Below are 19,251 nucleotides of genomic sequence, written 5' to 3' on the forward strand. Positions count from 1 at the left end.
CGCCATGCAAGCCTCGATCGAACTGAACCGCACGCCCGCCGTGCACTACCTGCTGCGCATCGGCGACACCTGCCTCGTGCTCGCGCAGCGCCTGGGCGAATGGTGCGGCCACGCACCGGTGCTCGAAGAAGACATCGCGATGGCCAACATCGCGCTCGACCTCGTCGGCCAGGCCCGCGCGGTGCTCACGCACGCCGGCAAGCTCGAAGGCGCTGACCGCGCGCACGACGAAGACCAGCTCGCCTACCTGCGCGACGAGCGCGACTACTTCAACCTCACGCTGGTCGAGCTGCCGCGCGGCGACTTCGCCTTTGCCGTGCTGCGCAACACCATGGTCGCCACGCTGCTCAAGCTGCTGTGGCAGCGCCTCTCTGCATCGAGCGACGCCGAGGTGGCCGCCATCGCCGGCAAGGCGCTGAAGGAAGCGCGCTACCACCAGCAGCACTCGGCCGACTGGGTCGTGCGCCTGGGCGACGGCACCGACGAATCGCGCCGCCGCACCGAGAAGGCGCTCAAGCAGCTGTGGCTCTACGTGCCCGAGCTGTTCGAAAGCGACGACGTCGATGCGCAAGCCAGCGCCAGCGGCCTCGGCCCGGCCTGGAGCGAACTGCGCGAGCCCTGGCTCGCCGACATGCAACAGGTGCTCGACGCGGCCGGCCTCGCCATGCCGAAGGAAGCCGCTTTCCGCAGCACCGGCAAGCATGGCGTGCACAGCGAGCACATGGGCTACATCCTGGCCGAGATGCAGCACCTGCAGCGCAGCTTCCCTGGAGGCGTGTGGTGACCACGAACGTGTTGGCATCGCGTGTCGATGCGGCATGGGCCGTACTGCACACCGTGCCCGACCCCGAGGTGCCGGCCGTGTCGGTCTGCGACCTGGGCATCGTGCGCGAGGTGATCGAGCACGACGACGGCCTCGAGATCGTGCTCACGCCGACCTACTCCGGCTGCCCCGCGACGGAAGCCATCGAGCACGACGTGCTGGCCGCGATCCAGAACGCCGGCTTGGGCCGCGCCCGCGCCACGCTGCGCCGCGCCCCCGCCTGGACCAGCGACTGGATCAGCGACGAAGGCCGCGACAAGCTCAGGGCCTACGGCATCGCGCCGCCCGCCCACCTCACGCCCGAGCAGGCCGCCAACACCGCCGTGCCGATCAAGCTCTTCGGCCGCATGGCCGGCGAGCGCATCGCCTGCCCACGCTGCGCCAGCGAGCGCACCGAGCGGCTCTCGGCCTTCGGCTCGACCGCCTGCAAGGCGCTCTACCGCTGCATGGCCTGCCGCGAACCCTTCGAACATTTCAAGCCTATCTGAGGCACGCCCACGATGAGCACCCTCTTCCACCCCCTGCGCGTGAAGGCCATCGAGCCCGACACGCACGAGGCCGTCATCGTCTCGTTCGAGGTGCCGGCCGACCTGCAGCAAGTTTTCGGCTTCACGCAGGGCCAGTACCTCACGCTGCGCCATGACATCGACGGCCAGGACCTGCGCCGCTCCTATTCGATCTGCGCCGGCATCGACGACGGCGAGCTGCGCGTCGGCGTGCGCAAGGTGCGCGGCGGCGTGTTCTCCAACTGGATCAACGCGCACCTGCAACCCGGCGACAGCCTGCAGGTGATGGCGCCGCAAGGCCGCTTCTTCGTGCCCATCGAACCCGAGGCCGCGCGGCACCATGTGGGCATTGCGGGCGGCAGCGGCATCACGCCGATCCTGTCGATCATGAAGACCGTGCTGGCGCGCGAGCCGATGAGCCGCTTCACGCTGATCTACGGCAACCGCCAGCTGCAGTCCACGATGTTCAAGGAAGAGATCGAGGACCTGAAGAACCGCTACATGACGCGCCTCGTGCTTCAGCACGTGTTCTCCGACGAGCACACCGATTCGCCGCTGGGCTTCGGCGTGATGAACCGCGAGAAGATCGGCGAGTTCCTGGCCTCGGTGGTGCCCGCCGCGCAGATCGACCAGGTGTACGTGTGCGGCCCGTTCCAGATGAACGACGAGGCCGAGGCCGCGCTGCTCGCCGCGGGCGTGCCCGAAGACCGCATCCACATCGAGCGCTTCGGCGTCGCGCTGCCGTCGGCCACGTCCGCCAACCAGGTCGGCGCGGTGGTGCACGAGGCGCAGCCGGGCGACGCCAAGCAGGCGCGCGTGACCATCGTGCGCGACGGCCTGCAGCGCGAGATCACCTACACCGAGGGCCAGCCCAGCATCCTGGATGCGGCGTCGGCGGCCGGGCTCGAGGTGCCGTTCTCGTGCACCTCGGGCGTGTGCGGCACCTGCCGCGCGAAGTGTGTGGACGGGGAAGTCCGCATGGAAAGAAACTTTGCGCTCGACAAGAATGAAGTGGCCGCGGGATTCGTGCTGACCTGCCAAGCCCACCCCCTGACCGAGCGCGTCACGCTGTCTTTCGACGAGCGCTGAACGCTCGCGTTTCCCTCGGCCTTTCCCATACCAACCCGGAGACAAACCAACCATGACATTCTTCAAGCCCCTGCTGATCGCCGCCCTGTGCGCCACGGCCCTCTCGGCCTGGGCCGACGTCAACGTCGGCGTGACCATCTCGGCCACCGGGCCGGCGGCGTCGCTCGGCATCCCCGAGAAGAACACCATCTCGCTGATGCCCAAGACCATCGGCGGGCAGAAGATCAACTACATCGTGCTGGACGATGCCTCCGACACCACGGCCGCGGTAAACAACACGCGCAAGCTGATCGCCGAGAACAAGGTCGACGTGATCCTGGGCTCGACCACCACGCCGGCCTCGCTCGCGATGATCGACGTGGCCAGCGAAGCGCAGACGCCGATGATCTCGGTGGCCGCCTCGGCCCGCATCATCGAGCCGATGGACGCCAAGAAGAAGTGGGTCTTCAAGACGCCGCAGAACGACATCATGATGTCGCTGGCCATCGCCGAGCACATGGCCGCCAACGGCGTGAAGACGGTCGGCTTCATCGGTTTCTCCGACGCGTACGGCGAAGGCTGGTCGCAGGAATTCGCGAAGGCCGCCGAGCTGAAGAAGATCAAGATCGTGGCCAACGAACGCTATGCGCGCTCCGACACCTCGGTCACCGGCCAGGCGCTGAAGCTCATGTCGGCCAAGCCCGACGCGGTGCTCGTCGCAGGTTCCGGCACGCCGGCCGCGCTGCCGCAGAAGACGCTCAAGGAGCGCGGCTACACCGGCAAGATGTACCAGACGCACGGCGTGGCCAATGCCGACTTCCTGCGCGTGGGCGGCAAGGACGTCGACGGCACCTTCCTGCCGGCCGGCCCGGTGCTCGTGGCCGACCAGTTGCCCGCCAGCAACCCGGTGAAGAAGTCTGCGCTCGCCTACGTCGCCGCCTATGAAGCCGCCTACGGCAAGGGCACGGTCTCGACCTTCGGCGCACACGCCTGGGACGCGGGCCTCTTGATGAGCTCGGCCGTGCCGGTCGCGCTGAAGAAGGCCCAGCCGGGCACGCCCGAGTTCCGCGCCGCCCTGCGCGATGCGCTCGAGCAGACCAAGGACGTGTCGGGCGCGCATGGCGTGTTCAACATGACGGCAGCCGACCACCTGGGCCTGGACCAGCGCGCGCGCGTGATGGTGAAGATCGAAAACGGCGCCTGGAAGTACCAGCCCTGAGCGTTCTCTGACTTGCTCCCTCCCCGCTGGGGGAGGGCCGGGGTGGGGGCACGACGGCTTTGAATGCCGCGCAGCCTTGAACGCAGTGGCTGCCCCCATCCCAACCTTCCCCCAGAGGGGGAAGGAGCAATGCAACGCAGACGCAGACAGAAAACAGCGCGCGCGACCAACGGCGCTGGCAACAGACACTGACTCGACACACGGGCCCCGCCCGAAGGTTTTCATATGGACTTGCAGATTGCCCTGTTGCTCGGGCAGGACGGCATCGTGAACGGCGCGGTCTACGGACTGATGGCGCTCGCGCTGGTGCTGGTGTTTTCGGTCACGCGCGTGATCTTCATTCCGCAGGGCGAGTTCGTCGCCTTCGGTGCGCTCTCGATGGCCGCGCTGCAGGGCGGGCGCACGCCGGCCACGCTGTGGCTGCTGGTGGCGCTGGGCGCCATGGCGCTCGTCGTGGAGGTGTGGCGCTGGAAGCGCGGCGCAACGATCGACTGGCGCTCGGCCTTCACGTGGTGCGTGGCCTTCCCGGCCGTTGCCGCGGTGCTGGTGCTGGGCGTCAAGCCCACGTCGATGACGATGCAGGCCATCACCACGCTGGTGCTGATCGCGCCGCTGGGGCCATTGCTCTATCGCCTGGCGTACCGTCCGCTGGCCGACGCCACGGTGCTGATGCTGCTGATCGTCTCGGTCGCGCTGCACGGCGTGCTGGTCGGCCTGGGCCTGTTCTTCTTCGGCGCTGAAGGTTCGCGCACCACGCCGTTCTCCGATGTGCGCTTCGACATCGGCGGCATCCCCGTGAGCGGCCAGTCGATCGTGGTGGTCGGCGTCACGCTGCTGCTGGTGATTGCCATGTTCTGGTTCTTTGGCCGCTCCATGGTCGGCAAGGCGCTGCGCGCCACTGCCATCAACCGCGTGGGCGCACGGCTCTCGGGCATTCCCACCGAGCTGTCGGGCGACCTGAGCTTTGCGCTCGCGGCGCTCATCGGCGCGGTGTCGGGCCTGCTGATCGCACCGATCACCACGGTCTACTACGACACCGGCTTTCTCATCGGCCTGAAGGGCTTCGTGGCCGCCATCGTCGGCGGGCTCGCGAGCTACCCGCTGGCGCTCGCGGGCGCGCTGCTGGTCGGCCTGCTGGAAGCTTTCTCTTCGTTCTGGGCCAGCGCCTACAAGGAGGTGCTGGTGTTCACGTTGATCATTCCGGTGCTGTGGTGGCGTTCGCTGCGCAGCCACCACGTGGAGGACGAGGAATGAGCGCGTCGCCCACCACCTCCTCCACCACGGCCCACGCGGGCCGTCCGCTGATCACGCCGCGCACGCTCACGCTGGTCTGCATCGTCGCGCTCGCGCTGGCCTGGGGCTGGCTGCCCGACTTCACGGTCGCGGTGCTCAGCAACATCGGCCTGTATGCGCTGGTGGCCGCCGGCCTGGTCATGCTGACCGGCGTGGGCGGCATGACCTCCTTCGGCCAGGCCGCGTTCGTCGGCATGGGCGCGTATGCGACCGCGTGGATCTGCACCTCGCCCACCGCCGCGGGCTGGCTCGGCGGCATCGCCGGTTCGGCGCTGGTGCCATGGCTCGGCCTGCTGCTCGGGCTGGTGCTGACTTTCGCGCTGGCCTGGGCGCTCGGCGCGGTCACGCTCAAGCTGTCGGGCCACTACCTGCCGCTGTGCACCATCGCCTGGGGCCTGAGCCTGTACTTCCTGCTCGGCAACATGGAGTTCCTGGGCGGCCAGACCGGCATCACGGGTGTGCCGCCGCTGGTGGTCGCGGGCATCTCGCTGGCCTCGCCGCGCGCACTCGGCGTGGTGATCTGGGCCGTGCTGCTGCTGGCGCTGTGGGCGCTGCACAACCTGCTCGACTCGCGCGAAGGCCGCGCCATCCGCGCGCTCAAGGGCGGCCGGCTCATGGCCGAGTCGATGGGCGTCGACACGGCGCGTCACCGCATCAAGCTGTTCGTGCTGGCCGCACTGCTGGCGGCCGTGTCGGGCTGGCTCTACGCGCACATGCAGCGCTTCGTGAACCCCACGCCCTTCAACCTCAACATCGGCATCGAGATGCTGTTCATGGCGGTGGTCGGCGGCGCAGGCCACCTGTGGGGCGCGGTGCTCGGCGCCACGCTGATCACGCTGCTCAAAGAGAAGCTGCAGGACATCCTGCCCGCGCTGCTGGGCACCAGCGGCAACTTCGAGGTGGTGGTGTTCGGCCTGCTGATGCTGTTCGTGCTGCAGCGCTTTGCCGACGGCCTGTGGCCCACGCTGGCGCGGCTGGTGAGCCGATGGGTGCGGCCGGTGGCCAAGGCCCCCGCGGCCGGTTCGTCAACGGCCCCGGCGGCGCAGCTCGCGCAGCGCGTGCTGCCTGCGGCGGGCACGATGCTGCTGCAGGCCGACGCGGTCAGCAAGCGCTTCGGCGGCCTCATCGCCAACAACGACATCTCGATGACGCTGAAGGCCGGCGAGATCCACGCGCTGATCGGCCCGAACGGCGCGGGCAAGAGCACCTTCTTCAACATGATCTCGGGCGTGGACGACCCCAGCGCGGGCCAGGTTCGGCTCGAAGGTGATGCCATGTCGGGCCGCCCCTCGCGCGCCTTCGCGGCGCGCGGCCTGGGCCGCACCTTCCAGCACGTGCGCCTGCTGGGCCAGCGCAGCGTGGTCGAAAACGTGGCACTCGGTGCGCACCTGCGCGCCAAGCGCGGCTGGCTCGCGGCGATGCTGCGGCTGGACCGCGCCGAAGAAGCCGCGCTGATGGCCGAAGCCCGCAAGCAGATCGAGCGCTGCGGCCTCGGCGCGCATGCCGACACGCCGGCCGCGTCGCTCTCGCTGGGGCAGCAGCGCGTCGTCGAGATCGCACGCGCGCTCGCCGGCCAGCCCTCGGTGCTGCTGCTCGACGAACCCGCCGCCGGCCTGCGCCATCTTGAAAAGCGTGCGCTCTCCGAACTGCTGGGCCAGCTGCGCGCCGAAGGCCTGGGCATCCTCGTGGTGGAGCACGACATGGAGTTCGTGATGAACCTCGCCGACCGCATCACCGTGCTGGAGTTCGGCACCGTGATCGCCACCGGCACGCCGGCCGAAGTGCAGGCCAACCCACGCGTGCTCGAGGCCTACCTGGGCGGCGCCGACGACGAATTGCTGGAGGACGCCCGATGAGCCATCCCATTCTCCAATTGGACGACTTCTGCGTCGCCTACCGCTCGGTGGAGGCGGTGCACAGCGTGCGCCTGCACGTGAACGAAGGCGAGATCGTCACCGTGATCGGCCCCAACGGCGCCGGCAAGACCACGCTGCTGTGCGCGGCCATGGGCCTGCTGGTGTCGAGCGGCAAGCTGTCGCTCGACGGCGAGCGCATCGCGCGTCCCGGCGTCGAGACCATGGTGGCGCGCGGCGTGGCGCTGGTGCCCGAGCGGCGCGAGCTGTTCGGCGAGATGTCGGTCGAAGACAACCTGCTGCTCGGCGGCTTCTACCAGTGGCGCAAGGGCAAGCGCGACCAACGCGCGCGCATGGACGAGATCTTCGAGATCTTTCCGCGCCTGAAGGAACGCCGTCCGCAGATGGCCTCCACGCTCTCGGGCGGCGAGCGCCAGATGCTGGCCATCGGTCGCGCGCTCATGGCGCGCCCGCGCCTGCTGATGCTCGACGAGCCCTCGCTCGGCCTCGCCCCGCTGGTCGTGCGCGAGGTGCTGCGCGTGGTGTCGCAGCTGCGCAAGCACGGCGTCTCGGTGCTGCTGGTGGAACAGAACGCCCGCGCCGCGCTGCAGGTGGCCGACCGCGCCTACGTGCTCGAGATGGGCGCGGTAGCGCTCGAAGGCAATGCCGGCGATCTGCTGCACGACCAACGAATCATCGATACCTACCTGGGCATCGGGAACAAGAAATGACGCTGCCCCCGTTTTCCTCCCTCCCCTTCCGGGGGAGGGTCGGGGTGGGGGCAAGCGGCGTTTGATAGCGCACTGCGCCGAACGAAAGCCGCTTGCCCCCATCCCAACCTTCCCCCAGCGGGGGAAGGAGCAACACCTCGAAAGGACATCCTCATGACCACCCTTCAAAGCTACATCGCCGGCCGCTGGATCGGCCAGGAAGCCGCGCAATCGCTGCGCAGCGCCGTCAATGGCCAGGCCGTCGCGAGCACGCACGCCGAGGCCATCGACTTCGCCGAGGCGCTGGCGCACGCGCGCCGCGTCGGCATTCCCGCGCTCATGAAGCTCGACTTCCAGCAGCGCGCCGAGCGCCTCAAGGCACTGGCCAAGTACCTCGCCGCGAACAAGGAAGCGCTGTATGCCGTGTCGGCCCACACCGGCGCCACGCGCGCCGACGGCTGGATCGACATCGAGGGCGGCGCCGGCACGCTGAGCGCCTACGCCAGTATCGGCACCAACGAGCTGCCCTCGGGCAACCTCGTGCACGAAGGCCCGGCCTTCCCGCTCGGCAAGAAGGGCGGTTTCGCGGGCACCCACATCCTGGTGCCGCGCGGCGGCGTGGCGGTGCACATCAACGCCTTCAATTTCCCGGTGTGGGGCCTGCTCGAAAAGTTCGCGCCCAGCTTCCTCGCGGGCATGCCCTGCATCGGCAAGCCGGCCACGGCCACCAGCTACCTCACCGAAGCGCTGATGAAGCTCATCGTGCAGTCGGGCATCCTGCCCGAGGGCAGCCTGCAACTGGTGATCGGCAGCACGGGCGATCTGCTCGACCGCCTCGAAGGCCCCGACGTGGTCACCTTCACCGGCTCGGCCGACACCGCCGCCAAGCTGCGCGTGAACGCGAACCTGGTGCGCCAGTCGATCCCGTTCAACGCCGAAGCCGACTCGCTCAACTGCGCGATCCTCGCGCCCGACGTGACGCCCGACGACGAGGAGTTCGATCTCTTCGTGAAGGAAGTGGCGCGCGAGATGACCATCAAGGCCGGCCAGAAGTGCACGGCCATCCGCCGCGCGATCGTGCCGCGCCAGCACCTCGATGCGGTGGCCGAGAAGCTGCGCGCACGCCTGGCCAAGACCGTCATCGGCGACCCGTCGCGCGAAGACGTGCGCATGGGCGCCCTCGCCTCGCGCGACCAGCAGGCCGACGTGGCCGAGCGCGTCGCCACGCTGCTGCAGGGCGCGGAGCTGGTGTACGGAGAACGCGACGGCTTCTCGCCCGTGGGCGACGGCGTGAGCGAAGGCGCGTTCTTCGCGCCCACGCTGCTCCTGAGCCGCAAGCCGCTCGAACACGATGCCGCGCACGACATCGAGGCCTTCGGCCCCGTCAGCACGCTCATGCCGTACGACGGCATCGACGAAGCGCTGGCGCTGGCCGCACGCGGCAAGGGCAGCCTCGTGGGCACGCTCGTCACGCGCGACCCGGCCATCGCGGCCAAGGCCATTCCGGTCGCTGCCGCCTGGCACGGCCGCCTGCTGGTGCTCGACCGCGAGGCCGCCGCCGAGTCGACCGGCCACGGCTCGCCGCTGCCGGTGCTGAAGCACGGCGGCCCGGGCCGCGCGGGCGGCGGCGAAGAGCTCGGCGGCCTGCGCGCCGTGAAGCACTACCTGCAGCGCGCCGCGCTGCAGGGCTCGCCCACCATGCTCGCAGCCGTGACCGGCGAGCACGTGCGCGGCGCCGCGCTGCGCGAGAGCGAGGTGCATCCCTTCCGCCGCTACTTCGAAGAACTGCGCATCGGCGACTCGCTGCTCACGCACCGCCGCACCGTGGGCGAGGCCGACATCGTCGCCTTCGGCGGCATCTCGGGCGACTACTTCTACATGCACTTCGACGAAGAGGCGGCCAAGGCCTCGCCCTTCGGCAAGCGCATCGCGCACGGCTACTTCGTGCTGTCGGCGGCCGCGGGCCTGTTCGTCTCGCCCTCGCCCGGCCCGGTGCTGGCCAACTACGGCCTGGACACGCTGCGCTTCGTCAAGCCCGTGGGCATCGGCGACACCATCCAGGCGCGCCTGACCTGCAAGCGCAAGATCGACCGCAACAAGAAGGACGCGAGCGGCCAGGGCCAGGGCGTGGTGGCCTGGGACGTGGAGGTGACCAACCAGCTCGGCGAACTGGTCGCGAGCTACGATATCCTGACGCTCGTCTCCAAGAAACCAGAAACCCACTGATGTTCGATCTCACAGGAAAAGTCGCGCTCGTCACCGGCGGCAACGGCGGCATCGGCCTCGGCATGGCACAGGGCCTCGCCAAGGCCGGCGCCCGCGTCATCGTGGCGGCGCGCAATGCACAGAAGTCGGCCGCCGCGGTCGAATCGCTGAAGGCATTGGGCAGCGACAGCTTCGCGCTCGCACTCGACGTGACCGACGAAGCCTCGGTGCAGAAGGCCTTCGACGAGGTCGTGGCGCGCTGCGGCCGGCTCGACATCCTCGTCAACAACGCCGGCACCACGGTGCGCAAGCCCGTCGACCAGCTCGCGCTGGCCGAGTGGCACCAGGTGATGGACACCAACCTCACCAGCGCCTTCCTGTGCAGCCGCGCCGCGCACCCGCACCTGAAGGCCGCGGGCGGCGGCAAGATCATCAACATCGGCTCGATGATGTCGATCTTCGGCGCGCCCTACGCCCCGGCCTATGCCGCAAGCAAGGCCGGCATCGTGCAGCTCACCAAGTCGACCGCGCTCTCGTGGGCGGCCGACCAGATCCAGGTCAACGCCATCCTTCCGGGCTGGTTCGAGACCGAGCTCACCGACGGTGCGCGCACCCAGATTCCGGGCCTGTACGAACGCGTGAAGACGCGCGCCGCCGCCGGCCGCTGGGGCCAGCCCTCGGACATCGCAGGCACCGCCGTGTTCCTGGCGAGCGCCGCGTCCGACTACGTGACCGGCACCGCCATTCCCGTCGACGGCGGGTTTTCGATCTCCGGCTGAGCCCTGCGGGCCGTGTAAATTCGGCCGCCATGCTCCTCTGGTTTCAGCTCTTTCTTCTTGTCGCCGGCACGGCCGCGCTGCTGTACGTGTCGCGCGGCCCGCTCAGCCAGCCCGGTTCGCACGGCTTCTACCGCTTCTTCGCGTGGGAATGCATGCTGGTGCTGATCGTGCTGAACCTGCCCGTGTGGCATGTCGATCCGCTCTCGGCCACGCAACTGATCTCGTGCGTGTTGCTGGCGCTGTCGATCTGGCTGCCCATCCACGCGGTGCGGATGCTCAAGGCGCACGGCAAGCCGAGCGAGGCGCGCAGCGACGACCCGGCGCTGTACGGTTTTGAAAAGACCTCGGCGCTGGTGACCACCGGCGCCTTCCGCTACATCCGTCACCCGATGTACACGGCGCTGATGCTGCTGGCCTGGGGCGCCTTTCTCAAGCAGTTCACCTGGCTCACGCTGGCGCTGGTGCTGGCGGCCACGCTGTTCCTGTTCCTGACGGCGCTGCGCGACGAAAAAGAATGCCTCGCGCATTTCGGCGACGCCTACCGCGACTACATGCGCGGCACGCGGCGCTTCATTCCTTTCGTGGTGTGACCGGCGACAGCGCCTTCGCATCGACGGCCTCGCCATCGACGATGAAGTGCCCGCCCGCCACGTGGTGCAGCGTGCGCAACTCGTCATGCCCCTCGAAATGCCAGCGCCCCTCGGAGAACACGCGCGCGTCGGCCTGCGCCGCGATCACCTCGCCCAGGAACAGGTCGTAGCGTTGCTGGATCGGCGGCTCGGGCAGCAGCCGGCATTCGAGCCAGGCCGCGCAGCCTTCGAGCAGCGGCGCGCCGGTGGCTTCGCCCGCAAAGGTCGAGAGGCCGTAGGCGGCGAACTTGTCGCTGCCGTCGCGCTCGGCGATCTCACGGCCCGAGCTGTTGCCCAGTGCGTCGGTCAGGTCGAGCTGCGCGCGCGTGGGCACCTGCAGCGCGAAGGTGCCCGCGCCTTCGAGCAGCACGCGCGTCCAGGTGGTCTTGTCGAGCACGACCGCCACCTTGGGCGGATCGAAATCCAGCGGCATTGCCCAGGCCGCGGCCATGATGTTGCGACGCCCGTCGTGCGCGGCGCTCACGAGCACGGTGGGCCCGTGGTTCAGAAGTCGGTAGGCCTTGTTCAGCGGAACCGGCCGGCGGTGAGAAGCGTTCATGCGCGTGGGGCCCGCGAAGGCGAGCCCGGAGGATGGAGGCCCGCCAGCCTACCAGCAGGTGCCGCGCCCTGCCCTGCGGAGGGGCTCAGGCGCGGCGTGGCTCGTCACGCCGCGTAGGCGTCGCACAGGGCGAGGTACTCGTCGCCCGAAATTTCCAGTGCCGTCGCACGGCGCAGCACGCGGGCCTTCGGCTTGGGCAGGTCGGTCTTGATCTGGATCTGCTTGCCGATGGGAATGCCCATGTAGTCCTGGTTGACCCAGGTGTTCTCGACGATGTTGCCCCACGGCAGCAGCAGGCCGTTCTCGAAGGTCAGGCCCTGGCGACCGATGACGAAGGCGGGCGTGGCGATGTTGGCCAGCGTGCGAATGCACTTCACGGCCAGCCATGCGGCCAGCAGGCCGAAGCCCGCCGCGATGAGGATGCCGATGTTCTTGTCCTGCGCGCGGATGCACAGCACGGCCAGCACGACCGTCACCACCACCCAGAGCGTGGCGCCGGCGATCAGCCGCGTGCGCGAGTAGAAGACGGGGCGGTCCTGGCGGGTTTTTTCCTGTTGGCTGGCGGAGCTGTAGATTTCCATTTGTGAGTCCCTGTACTTTGGAGATGAAGAAAAATTTGAGAGAAGGCTCAGGCCGACGGCAGGCGCTGCATGAGGCAGCCCATCAGCACCGGCTCGTTGTCGATCTTCGAGCGATCGATCTTGCGGGTCTTGCCGTTGGCCACGATCACCAGGTGCTCGTCGACATCCATCGCTTCAGCATCGGACTGCGTGCGGATGGTGTCGATGCTCGACCACGCGATGAGCTGGCCCTTGTGCACCAGCCCTTCCGCATTCAGCGCCAGTGCGCCAAAGGGCACCGTGTCGCCCGCATGCAGTCGCCGCTCCACGTCGTGCCGCAGCACTTCGCCCACGGCCTCTTCGAGTTCAGCGACGAGCGCGTGCGCGTCGTCCCACAGGTCGAGCCGCAGCCGCAGCGTCTGGCCATCGCGGGTGGTGATCAGCAGGTGGTTGCGGTTGTGGCGATGGCGCAGCCGCGTCACGTCGGCGAAGGCGACGGTCTGCGTGCCGAGCTGCAGGCCCTGCGCGTTCAGCGTCAGTTCCTGCGGCGTGCGCAGCCACGCGAAGAAGTCGCTGCCCTTCCAGCAGATCAGGTAGATCGCGGCCGGAACCGCCAGCACGAGCACGAAGAACGCGCCCTTGTAGCGCACGAAGTCCGGCGTGATGAGGTAGGGAAGGATGTAGATCTTTGCCGGCACCAGCACCATGGCGCAGAACACATAGATCGCGGCCAGGCCGGCCAGCACACAGTAGAACGCGTAGCGCGGAAAGATGCGGTCGTGACGAAGGGGCATGTGAAGCAAGCACCCAATGCGTCGACAACGGGCGTGGTGGCGTGAAGCTGAATTGCGCGCACGAAGATACCAGCGAGAAGCCTCACTCTCGAGGCGCGACAAGCGTTCACGCATCTTTTTTTTGAGCAAGCAACGCGTGATGCGAAGCCGGTTAACCGAGAAGATTTAAGTTTGATGCGTGGTTCGGCACAACCGCTGCTTAAGCATTCATGGCAACTCGGCAAGCAGCGCGCGGTGTGCGGCCAGCGCGCGCCCGCGCATCGGGGCCTGCGCGTCGCGCCCCGTGAGCGGACCGAAGCGCACATCTTTCGACACGGCTTCCACCGCATCGCGAAGACAGCGGTGCGCCGGGTCCACCTCGTCGCGCGGATGCCAGGCCTGCAGCACCTGCTCAGGCGGCACGGCCACCGGCAGCTTGAACATCGCCAGGCCGAGGCTCGCGGCCACGGTGCGCGCCAGCGGCTCGGGCACGCAGGCCACCAGCGACGAGCGCGCGGCCGCCATCAGCGCGCCATAGGCGCTGGGCACGGTCAATGCGATCTGCCGCGCACAACCTTGTGCCGCGAGCAGGCTGTCGAGGGGCTCGACCGACCTGGCGCGCCGCGTGACCGCCACATGCTGCTGGGCCGCCAGGCGCTTGGGCGTGACGCGCGCCTTGAGCAGTTCGTGCCCCGCCCCGACCACGCCGACGATGCGCTGCTCGTACAGCAGCGCGGTCTGTGTCTCCGGCCCTCGGTCGGGCAGCGTGCCCACGTCGAGGTCGATGCGCCCTTCGCGCAAGGCCAGCGCATCGCTGTCGCTTTCGGGCACGAAGCGCAGGCGGGCCAGCGGCATGTCGCGCCGCAACGCAGCCAGCAAGGTGGCGCCGTAGACGATGCCCATGCCTTCGGGTGCGCGCACCGTGAACTCGCGCGTCACACGCGCCAGCGGCACGCCGCCGTCGGGCTGCATCAGCAGGCGCGCGTCGGCGATCAGGCGGCGCACCGGATCGCGCAACGCCACCGCCCGCGGCGTCGGCACCAGCTTGCGGCCGGCCCGCACGAGGATCGGATCGCCCAGCGCCTCGCGGATGCGCGCGAGCGTGTGGCTCATGGCCGGCGCGCTCAGATGCATGCGCTCGGCCGCCGCGCTCACGCTGCCGGTGCTCAGCAGAGCGTCGAGTGCGGCCAGCAGGTTCAAGTCCATGGAGTTCATTTGGTGCAGGTCATTGCTTTGAACAATGCACTGTACAGACGCGTCGCGCGGGCAGAAACTTCGCGCCCTTGCCCCCTCGCACCATCGGAGCCCGTCCTTGAATCCTTCTTCGCAAGCCAGCCGCACCGCCCTCGCCACCGCGCTCATGCGGTCCATCCATTCGCGCAGCGCACCCGCGCCGCTGCTGGACGACACCTGGGGCGAGCGCCTCGTGCCGGACGCCGTGCGCACCGCCTTCCGTGAACGCGCGCTGGTGCGGCGTGATGCATCCGCGACGGGCACACTCGAGGCAGCACTCGACGACGCGATGCGCGCCAACGCCGCCTACCCCGATGTGATCCTGCGCTCGCGCTACACGGAAGACGCGCTGCAGGATGCGGTCGCACGCGGCATCACGCAGTACGTGCTGATCGGCGCGGGCTTCGACAGCTTCGTGTGCCGCGTCCCCGACTGGGCGCAGGGCCTGGACATCTACGAGGTCGACCACCCGGCCACGCAGCCGCTGAAGCGGCAGCGCCTCGCGGCCTGCGGCGTGCCACCTTCCGCATCGGTGCATTTCGTCGAAGCGGACCTGTCGGCCGAAAGCCTCGGCGCGGCGCTCGCGCGCTCGCCGTTCAACACCACGCAACCGGCCTTCTTCTCATGGCTCGGCGTGACCGTGTACCTGACGCGCGAGGCCAACCTTGCCGCGCTGCGCGACATCGCCACGTGCGCGGCGCACGGGAGCGAACTCGTCTTCACCTACATCGACGAGGCCGCGCTGCACGCCGGCCCCGAAGCATTCCAGAAGCTGCGCAGCGACGTGGCCGCGGTCGGCGAGGAGTTCCTGTCGGGCTTCGATCCGAAGACGCTGGGGCCGCTGCTGCGCGGCACCGGGCTCGAGTTGCTCGAAGACATCGACGGCCACGCGGCACTGGCGCGCTACGACCCGGCCGGACGCAACGGCCTGCAGCCGGCCGGTGCGGCGCACATTGCGCACGCGCGCGTGCTCAGCGCGGCACCATCGCCTGCCGCCTGAACTCGCTCGGGCTGCCGCCCGTGTGCGCGCGGAACACGCGACTGAAGTGCGAGAGGTTGCTGAAGCCCGCGCCCAGCACGATGTCGGTGATCGAGCGCGCGGCGTTCGCGGGGTCGATGAGGTCGCGGATGCGGGCTGCCAGCCGCTGGTGCACGGCGGCGTCAAGTCATCGGGCTACGGGCGCTTCGGCGGCCGGGCCGGTGTGGAGGCATTCACCGAGCTGCGCTGGATCACGGTGCAGACGACGCCGCGGCACTACCCGTTCTGATCAATCGCGTCGGGCTGCGACGGCCGGCCGGATTGTCCCGGTGCGGTCGTCGCAGGTATCCACATCACCAGCGGACGGAGCCAGCGCGGGCGCCAGCTGAGCGTGAACGTCACGACCAGTGCCGCGCCGGCGAGCGTCATGAACCAGACCAGCGAGGCCATCGAGACATGGTCCGAGGCAAGGCACAGCACGAGCGATGCGAACAGGCACACAGCCCCGAGGGTGCGCAGGAGCCGGACCATCCGCGGGGAGCACTGCGGATCGGTGCGCACCTGCTCCCAGTGCACATCCATCGACAGCGCGAGAAGGCCGGCGCCGGCAACGCTTGCGACCATGGCGATGAACAGGAGCATGGCGTCAGGCACGGGCGGCCGAGGTGGGGGTGTCGGGCGCGAAACGCGCGGAGGCGGCCGTCGCCGCATCGGCACGGCGCTTGAGCATGCGTGCGGCCACCACGGCCAGCGCCGCGCTCGCGAGCATGGAAAGATCCACGCCCGCCACCGGCCAGTAGCCGCTGCCGACGGTGCGCAGCAGATGGTCGCCCGTGGTGACCCAGTTGAGCAGCACCGCGGCCACGGCCATCACGGCCACGGCCCAGCATTGCTCGGCCCAGGCGGGCGACAGGCGCCCTTCGGCGGTGGGCGCGGTGCGCCAGATGCCGTGCGCGAAAGCCAGCAGCCAGGCGCCCAGGAAGATGCCCTTCTCCCAGCTGCCGCGCAGCGGCAGGTCGTCGGGCAGCAGGCGGTTGCCGATGAGCATGGCGAAGGTCGCGACCAGCAGGCCGGTCACCGTGGCGACCGCGCAGGCGTCGACCCAGCGCGCGCCGCCCACGCCCTGCTTGGCGTGCTGGCGCTTGCGCTTTTCCACGAAGAAGATGAAGCCGGTGGCAATGCAGATGCAGCCCGCGAGCCCGCCGAGCACATACAGCCAGCGCAGGAGCCAGTGCTCGAAATGCTGCAGGTGCAGGCCGGTCAGGAAGTCCACGATGCCGGCCACGACCGTCGGCGGCGGGTCTTCACGGATCACCTCGCCCGTGGCCCCCTTGAAATGGATGCCTTCGCCGGTGAGGGTGACGCGGTCGCTGCCCGCGCGGTACACGCTGACATAGGCGTTGGCATCGTTCACATGGCGCACCACGAGCAGGCCCACCTCGCCCGCCACGTCGCGCGCGGCCCAGCGCCGCTTGGCCTCGGCCACCATCGCGTCCACCGACGCCAGCGTGCCGGGAACACCCGCGCGGTCGTGCGGGAGGCCGGTCTTCTGGGCGTCCAGCTTCTCGTGCAGTTCGTGCAGCGGCTCCAGCTGCGTGTGCGTGACCGGAAAGTAGACGCCCGCGAACACCACCAGGCCCGACAGCGCGAAAATGAAGTGGAACGGCAACGCCACCACGCCCGTCAGGTTATGCAGGTCGAGCGCGCTGCGCTGCGTGTGCTTGGCGGGGCGGAAGGTGAAGAGTTCGCGGAAGATCTTGCGGTGCATCACCACGCCGCTCACCAGCGCGGCCAGCATCACGAGCGCCGCGAGGCCGACGATCCAGGTGCCCAGGTTCAGCCAGTCCAGGTGCAGGCTGTAGTGCAGCGGATAGAAGAACTGGCTGCCGATCTTGAGCCGGTCGTCCGGCAACGCCTTGCCCACGCGCGGGTCGATGGTCCGGTTGCCGAACACGCCGTCTTCCGGGTCCTTGGCATTGGGCAGCGTGTAGCTCGTGAACAGGCTCAGCACCGGATCGCGGTGCGTGGTGTAGGCGGCCCACTGCTTCGGACTGAAGGTCTCGGCCATCGGCCCGTTCACCCGGCTGCGCGCCTGCTCGATGCTTTCGGCGGTGGGCTTGATGTCCTGGAAGATGGGCAGCAGCATGCGGTCGAACGACGGCATCGGTTGCGGCTCGAAGCGCGTTTCGGGAATCGCCCAGCGGTCGATCTCGCGGTCGAACACCGACAGCGAGCCGAAGAAGAAGACGACCATCAGAACGAAACCGAGCGTCAGGCCGAACCAGGTGTGCAGCCAGGCCATGGAGAGCCGGAAGTTCTGATTCACGGGAAGACTCCTGGAGAGATAAAGGTCAGAGCAGCGCCCACTGCACCAGTGAGGCGGCCCCCGTCATCGCGAGCCCTCCTCCCAGCAGCACGGACCACACGCGCGCCAGGCTGCCGGCCGCAAAGGCCCACAGGAACGCGACGAGGAACACGAGAAAGGCCAGCATGCTGCTGAGCGACTCGGCATCGTGGAAAGGCATGCCGGCGCTGAACAGCAGGCCGACGCCCAGGGCGATGAAACCCCAGCAGAAAACGTAGCTGCCCAGCACGCCGGCAGCGATGCGGGAGATGACGTGGACAGCGGACGCAGCGCTACGGGCCATGGCTTGGACGGGGACGGAGGGGACCGATTCAAATGAGAACGGCTCGCATTATCATCGATGCCCCGGCGCCCCGTTCGATCAACCCTACGGTGCGGACTTGATCCCGCGCGTCACAAGGCCGTCGCGATCTCCTGCGTGACCTTGAGGAAGCGCTCCATCTCGCCCACCGTGTGGCAGTGCAGCGGCGACACCCGCACCGTGCCTTCGAGCCCGAAGGATTCGAGCATCCGCTTCGAATAGATGCTGCTGGCCACGCGCTCGTACACGGTCACGCCGCGCTTGCCGTACTCGACCACGGCCTGCGTGCAGTCGAGGCCATCGAAGCCGATGCCCAGGATCAGGTCGCGCTGCGTCAGGTCTTCGTGGTCGAGAAACACCTGCACGCCGTCGAGCGCGCGCAGGCCCGATGTCTGCGCGGTGCCGTCGAGCAACGTCGCCAGCAGCGCGCGCTCGTGCAGCTCGATGCGCTCGATGCCCGCCACGAAGCGCGCGCGGCGGTCGGTGGCGTCGGTCGCATCGTTGAAATGGCCGCCGATCCAGCCCACGTAGTCGACGATTTCGGTGAGCACCGCGAACTGCCAGGGCGCCGAACTGCCCAGCTCCCAGTGGCCGGGCTTCTTGCCGGCCAGCTTGTGGTGCGGCAACGCGGCCGCACGCTCCGACATCCACGCGAAGCCCGAGCCGCGGCAGCCGAAGAACTTGTAGGGCGCGAGGTTGATGCCGTCCACCGGCGTCTGCTGCAGGTCGATGACGCCGTGCGGCGCATGCTGCACGGCATCGACGAGGATGTACAGGTCGGGCTTGATCTCGCGCGCACGCCGCACGATGGCCGCCATGTCGAGCTTGGCGCCCGAGATGTTCGACGCATGGATCACGTTGAGCACGCAGGTGTTCTCGTCGATCAGCCCGACGATGGCGTCCACGTCGACACCGCCGGTGACGGGGTTGCTCTTGGCCACGCGCAGCTCGCGCCCGAGGCGTTCGGCATACAGGCGCATGGCGTCGAAGGCCGACGGGTGCTCGAGCGCGGTCGTGACCATGTTCGTGCCCGGCACGTTCTCGGCCACCGCGCGCACCATGTCGAACATGGCGCCCGAGGCGGTGAGCGACGGGTACACGCTGCCGCCGGTGGCGTTGAGGATGGTGCGCAGGTCGTCGGCGCCGCGCGCCTGCATCGCCTGCAGCTCGACGGCCGTTTCGTGGATGCGCTCGGCGTTGTCGGGAATGGCGTCGACCTGCGCGAAGCGCTCGACCGCGGCCTTCAGTCGGAACGAACCGCCCGCGTTGTCGAAGTACAGGCGCTCGCGGCCATGGTGGTCGCGCTCGATGCCCAGGAAGCGCTCGCGCACCTCGCGCATCAACGCTTCGGAAAAGAGCTCGCCCCGGGGCAGGTCGGCACGTGTGGCTGCCATGG

20 protein-coding genes are annotated in these 19,251 nt (G+C 68.9%); 11 read left to right on the top strand and 9 right to left on the bottom strand.

Annotation, left to right across the window (positions count from 1 at the left end; genetic code table 11):
- The first annotated feature begins 4 nt into the window (after positions 1–4).
- From paaC to GFK26_RS00385, 10 genes are all read left to right on the top strand, one after another.
- On the top strand, positions 5–784 hold the full coding sequence (paaC, locus tag GFK26_RS00340) for a 1,2-phenylacetyl-CoA epoxidase subunit PaaC (protein WP_153280351.1): 780 nt from the start codon (positions 5–7) through the stop codon (positions 782–784).
- On the top strand, positions 781–1,311 hold the full coding sequence (gene paaD, locus GFK26_RS00345) for a 1,2-phenylacetyl-CoA epoxidase subunit PaaD (protein ID WP_153280352.1): 531 nt from the start codon (positions 781–783) through the stop codon (positions 1,309–1,311). The genes paaC and paaD overlap by 4 nt, the downstream gene beginning before the upstream one ends.
- A 12-nt stretch (positions 1,312–1,323) precedes the next feature.
- A complete protein-coding gene (gene paaE / locus GFK26_RS00350) occupies positions 1,324–2,418 on the top strand; it encodes a 1,2-phenylacetyl-CoA epoxidase subunit PaaE (protein WP_153280353.1) in 1,095 nt (364 codons plus the stop codon).
- A gap of 52 nt (positions 2,419–2,470) precedes the next feature.
- Positions 2,471–3,616 carry an ABC transporter substrate-binding protein gene (locus GFK26_RS00355; protein WP_099795395.1) on the top strand — a complete coding sequence of 382 codons (1,146 nt, stop codon included), beginning with the start codon at positions 2,471–2,473 and terminating at the stop codon, positions 3,614–3,616.
- Between the two features lie 225 nt (positions 3,617–3,841).
- Positions 3,842–4,870, top strand: a complete 1,029-nt coding sequence (locus GFK26_RS00360; protein ID WP_153280354.1) for a branched-chain amino acid ABC transporter permease — start codon at positions 3,842–3,844, stop codon at positions 4,868–4,870.
- The gene (locus GFK26_RS00365; protein WP_153280355.1) at positions 4,867–6,765 is read left to right on the top strand and encodes an ABC transporter permease subunit; all 1,899 of its coding nucleotides are present in this window, start codon (positions 4,867–4,869) and stop codon (positions 6,763–6,765) included. The genes GFK26_RS00360 and GFK26_RS00365 overlap by 4 nt, the downstream gene beginning before the upstream one ends.
- Complete coding sequence (locus GFK26_RS00370) at positions 6,762–7,493, top strand: ABC transporter ATP-binding protein (RefSeq protein ID WP_153280356.1); 732 nt, start codon at positions 6,762–6,764, stop codon at positions 7,491–7,493. Before GFK26_RS00365 ends, GFK26_RS00370 begins: the two co-directional genes overlap by 4 nt.
- Positions 7,494–7,646: 153 nt before the next feature.
- Positions 7,647–9,698, top strand: a complete 2,052-nt coding sequence (gene paaZ / locus GFK26_RS00375; RefSeq protein WP_153280357.1) for a phenylacetic acid degradation bifunctional protein PaaZ — start codon at positions 7,647–7,649, stop codon at positions 9,696–9,698.
- Positions 9,698–10,456 (top strand): SDR family NAD(P)-dependent oxidoreductase, encoded by a 759-nt coding sequence (locus GFK26_RS00380; RefSeq protein ID WP_101493120.1) that lies wholly within the window; start codon positions 9,698–9,700, stop codon positions 10,454–10,456. The genes paaZ and GFK26_RS00380 overlap by 1 nt, the downstream gene beginning before the upstream one ends.
- Positions 10,457–10,485: 29 nt before the next feature.
- Entirely contained in the window at positions 10,486–11,046 is a 561-nt protein-coding gene (locus tag GFK26_RS00385) for a methyltransferase family protein (protein WP_153280358.1), read from the top strand.
- On the opposite strand, the gene GFK26_RS00390 is transcribed toward GFK26_RS00385, so the two are convergent.
- From GFK26_RS00390 to GFK26_RS00405, 4 genes are all read right to left on the bottom strand, one after another.
- On the bottom strand, positions 11,027–11,644 hold the full coding sequence (locus tag GFK26_RS00390) for a flavin reductase family protein (RefSeq protein ID WP_153280359.1): 618 nt from the start codon (positions 11,642–11,644) through the stop codon (positions 11,027–11,029). The genes GFK26_RS00385 and GFK26_RS00390 overlap by 20 nt on opposite strands.
- Before the next feature lie 104 nt (positions 11,645–11,748).
- Positions 11,749–12,225 carry a hypothetical protein gene (locus tag GFK26_RS00395; protein WP_153280360.1) on the bottom strand — a complete coding sequence of 159 codons (477 nt, stop codon included), beginning with the start codon at positions 12,223–12,225 and terminating at the stop codon, positions 11,749–11,751.
- A 47-nt stretch (positions 12,226–12,272) separates the two neighbouring features.
- Positions 12,273–12,998: a DUF6585 family protein gene (locus GFK26_RS00400; RefSeq protein ID WP_153280361.1), complete on the bottom strand. Its 726-nt coding sequence runs from the start codon at positions 12,996–12,998 to the stop codon at positions 12,273–12,275.
- Between the two features lie 207 nt (positions 12,999–13,205).
- Positions 13,206–14,192: a LysR family transcriptional regulator gene (locus tag GFK26_RS00405; protein WP_153280362.1), complete on the bottom strand. Its 987-nt coding sequence runs from the start codon at positions 14,190–14,192 to the stop codon at positions 13,206–13,208.
- Positions 14,193–14,289: 97 nt separating this feature from the next.
- Between GFK26_RS00405 and GFK26_RS00410 the strand changes: the two genes are divergently transcribed.
- Complete coding sequence (locus GFK26_RS00410) at positions 14,290–15,210, top strand: class I SAM-dependent methyltransferase (RefSeq protein WP_194273997.1); 921 nt, start codon at positions 14,290–14,292, stop codon at positions 15,208–15,210.
- On the opposite strand, the gene GFK26_RS00415 is transcribed toward GFK26_RS00410, so the two are convergent.
- From GFK26_RS00415 to GFK26_RS00435, 5 genes are all read right to left on the bottom strand, one after another.
- A complete protein-coding gene (locus tag GFK26_RS00415; RefSeq protein ID WP_153280364.1) occupies positions 15,182–15,364 on the bottom strand; it encodes a helix-turn-helix domain-containing protein in 183 nt (60 codons plus the stop codon). The genes GFK26_RS00410 and GFK26_RS00415 overlap by 29 nt on opposite strands.
- Positions 15,365–15,465: 101 nt before the next feature.
- Positions 15,466–15,831 carry a DUF3325 domain-containing protein gene (locus GFK26_RS00420; protein ID WP_153280365.1) on the bottom strand — a complete coding sequence of 122 codons (366 nt, stop codon included), beginning with the start codon at positions 15,829–15,831 and terminating at the stop codon, positions 15,466–15,468.
- Between the two features lie 4 nt (positions 15,832–15,835).
- Complete coding sequence (locus GFK26_RS00425; RefSeq protein WP_153280366.1) at positions 15,836–17,515, bottom strand: PepSY-associated TM helix domain-containing protein; 1,680 nt, start codon at positions 17,513–17,515, stop codon at positions 15,836–15,838.
- 25 nt (positions 17,516–17,540) lie between these two features.
- Positions 17,541–17,837 carry an iron uptake protein gene (locus tag GFK26_RS00430; protein WP_153280367.1) on the bottom strand — a complete coding sequence of 99 codons (297 nt, stop codon included), beginning with the start codon at positions 17,835–17,837 and terminating at the stop codon, positions 17,541–17,543.
- A gap of 110 nt (positions 17,838–17,947) precedes the next feature.
- Positions 17,948–19,249, bottom strand: coding sequence for an aminotransferase class V-fold PLP-dependent enzyme (locus tag GFK26_RS00435; RefSeq protein WP_153280368.1), 1,302 nt, complete (start codon positions 19,247–19,249; stop codon positions 17,948–17,950).
- Positions 19,250–19,251: the final 2 nt, after the last annotated feature.

This window comes from Variovorax paradoxus, from assembly GCF_009498455.1.
Lineage (GTDB): Bacteria > Pseudomonadota > Gammaproteobacteria > Burkholderiales > Burkholderiaceae_C > Variovorax > Variovorax paradoxus_H.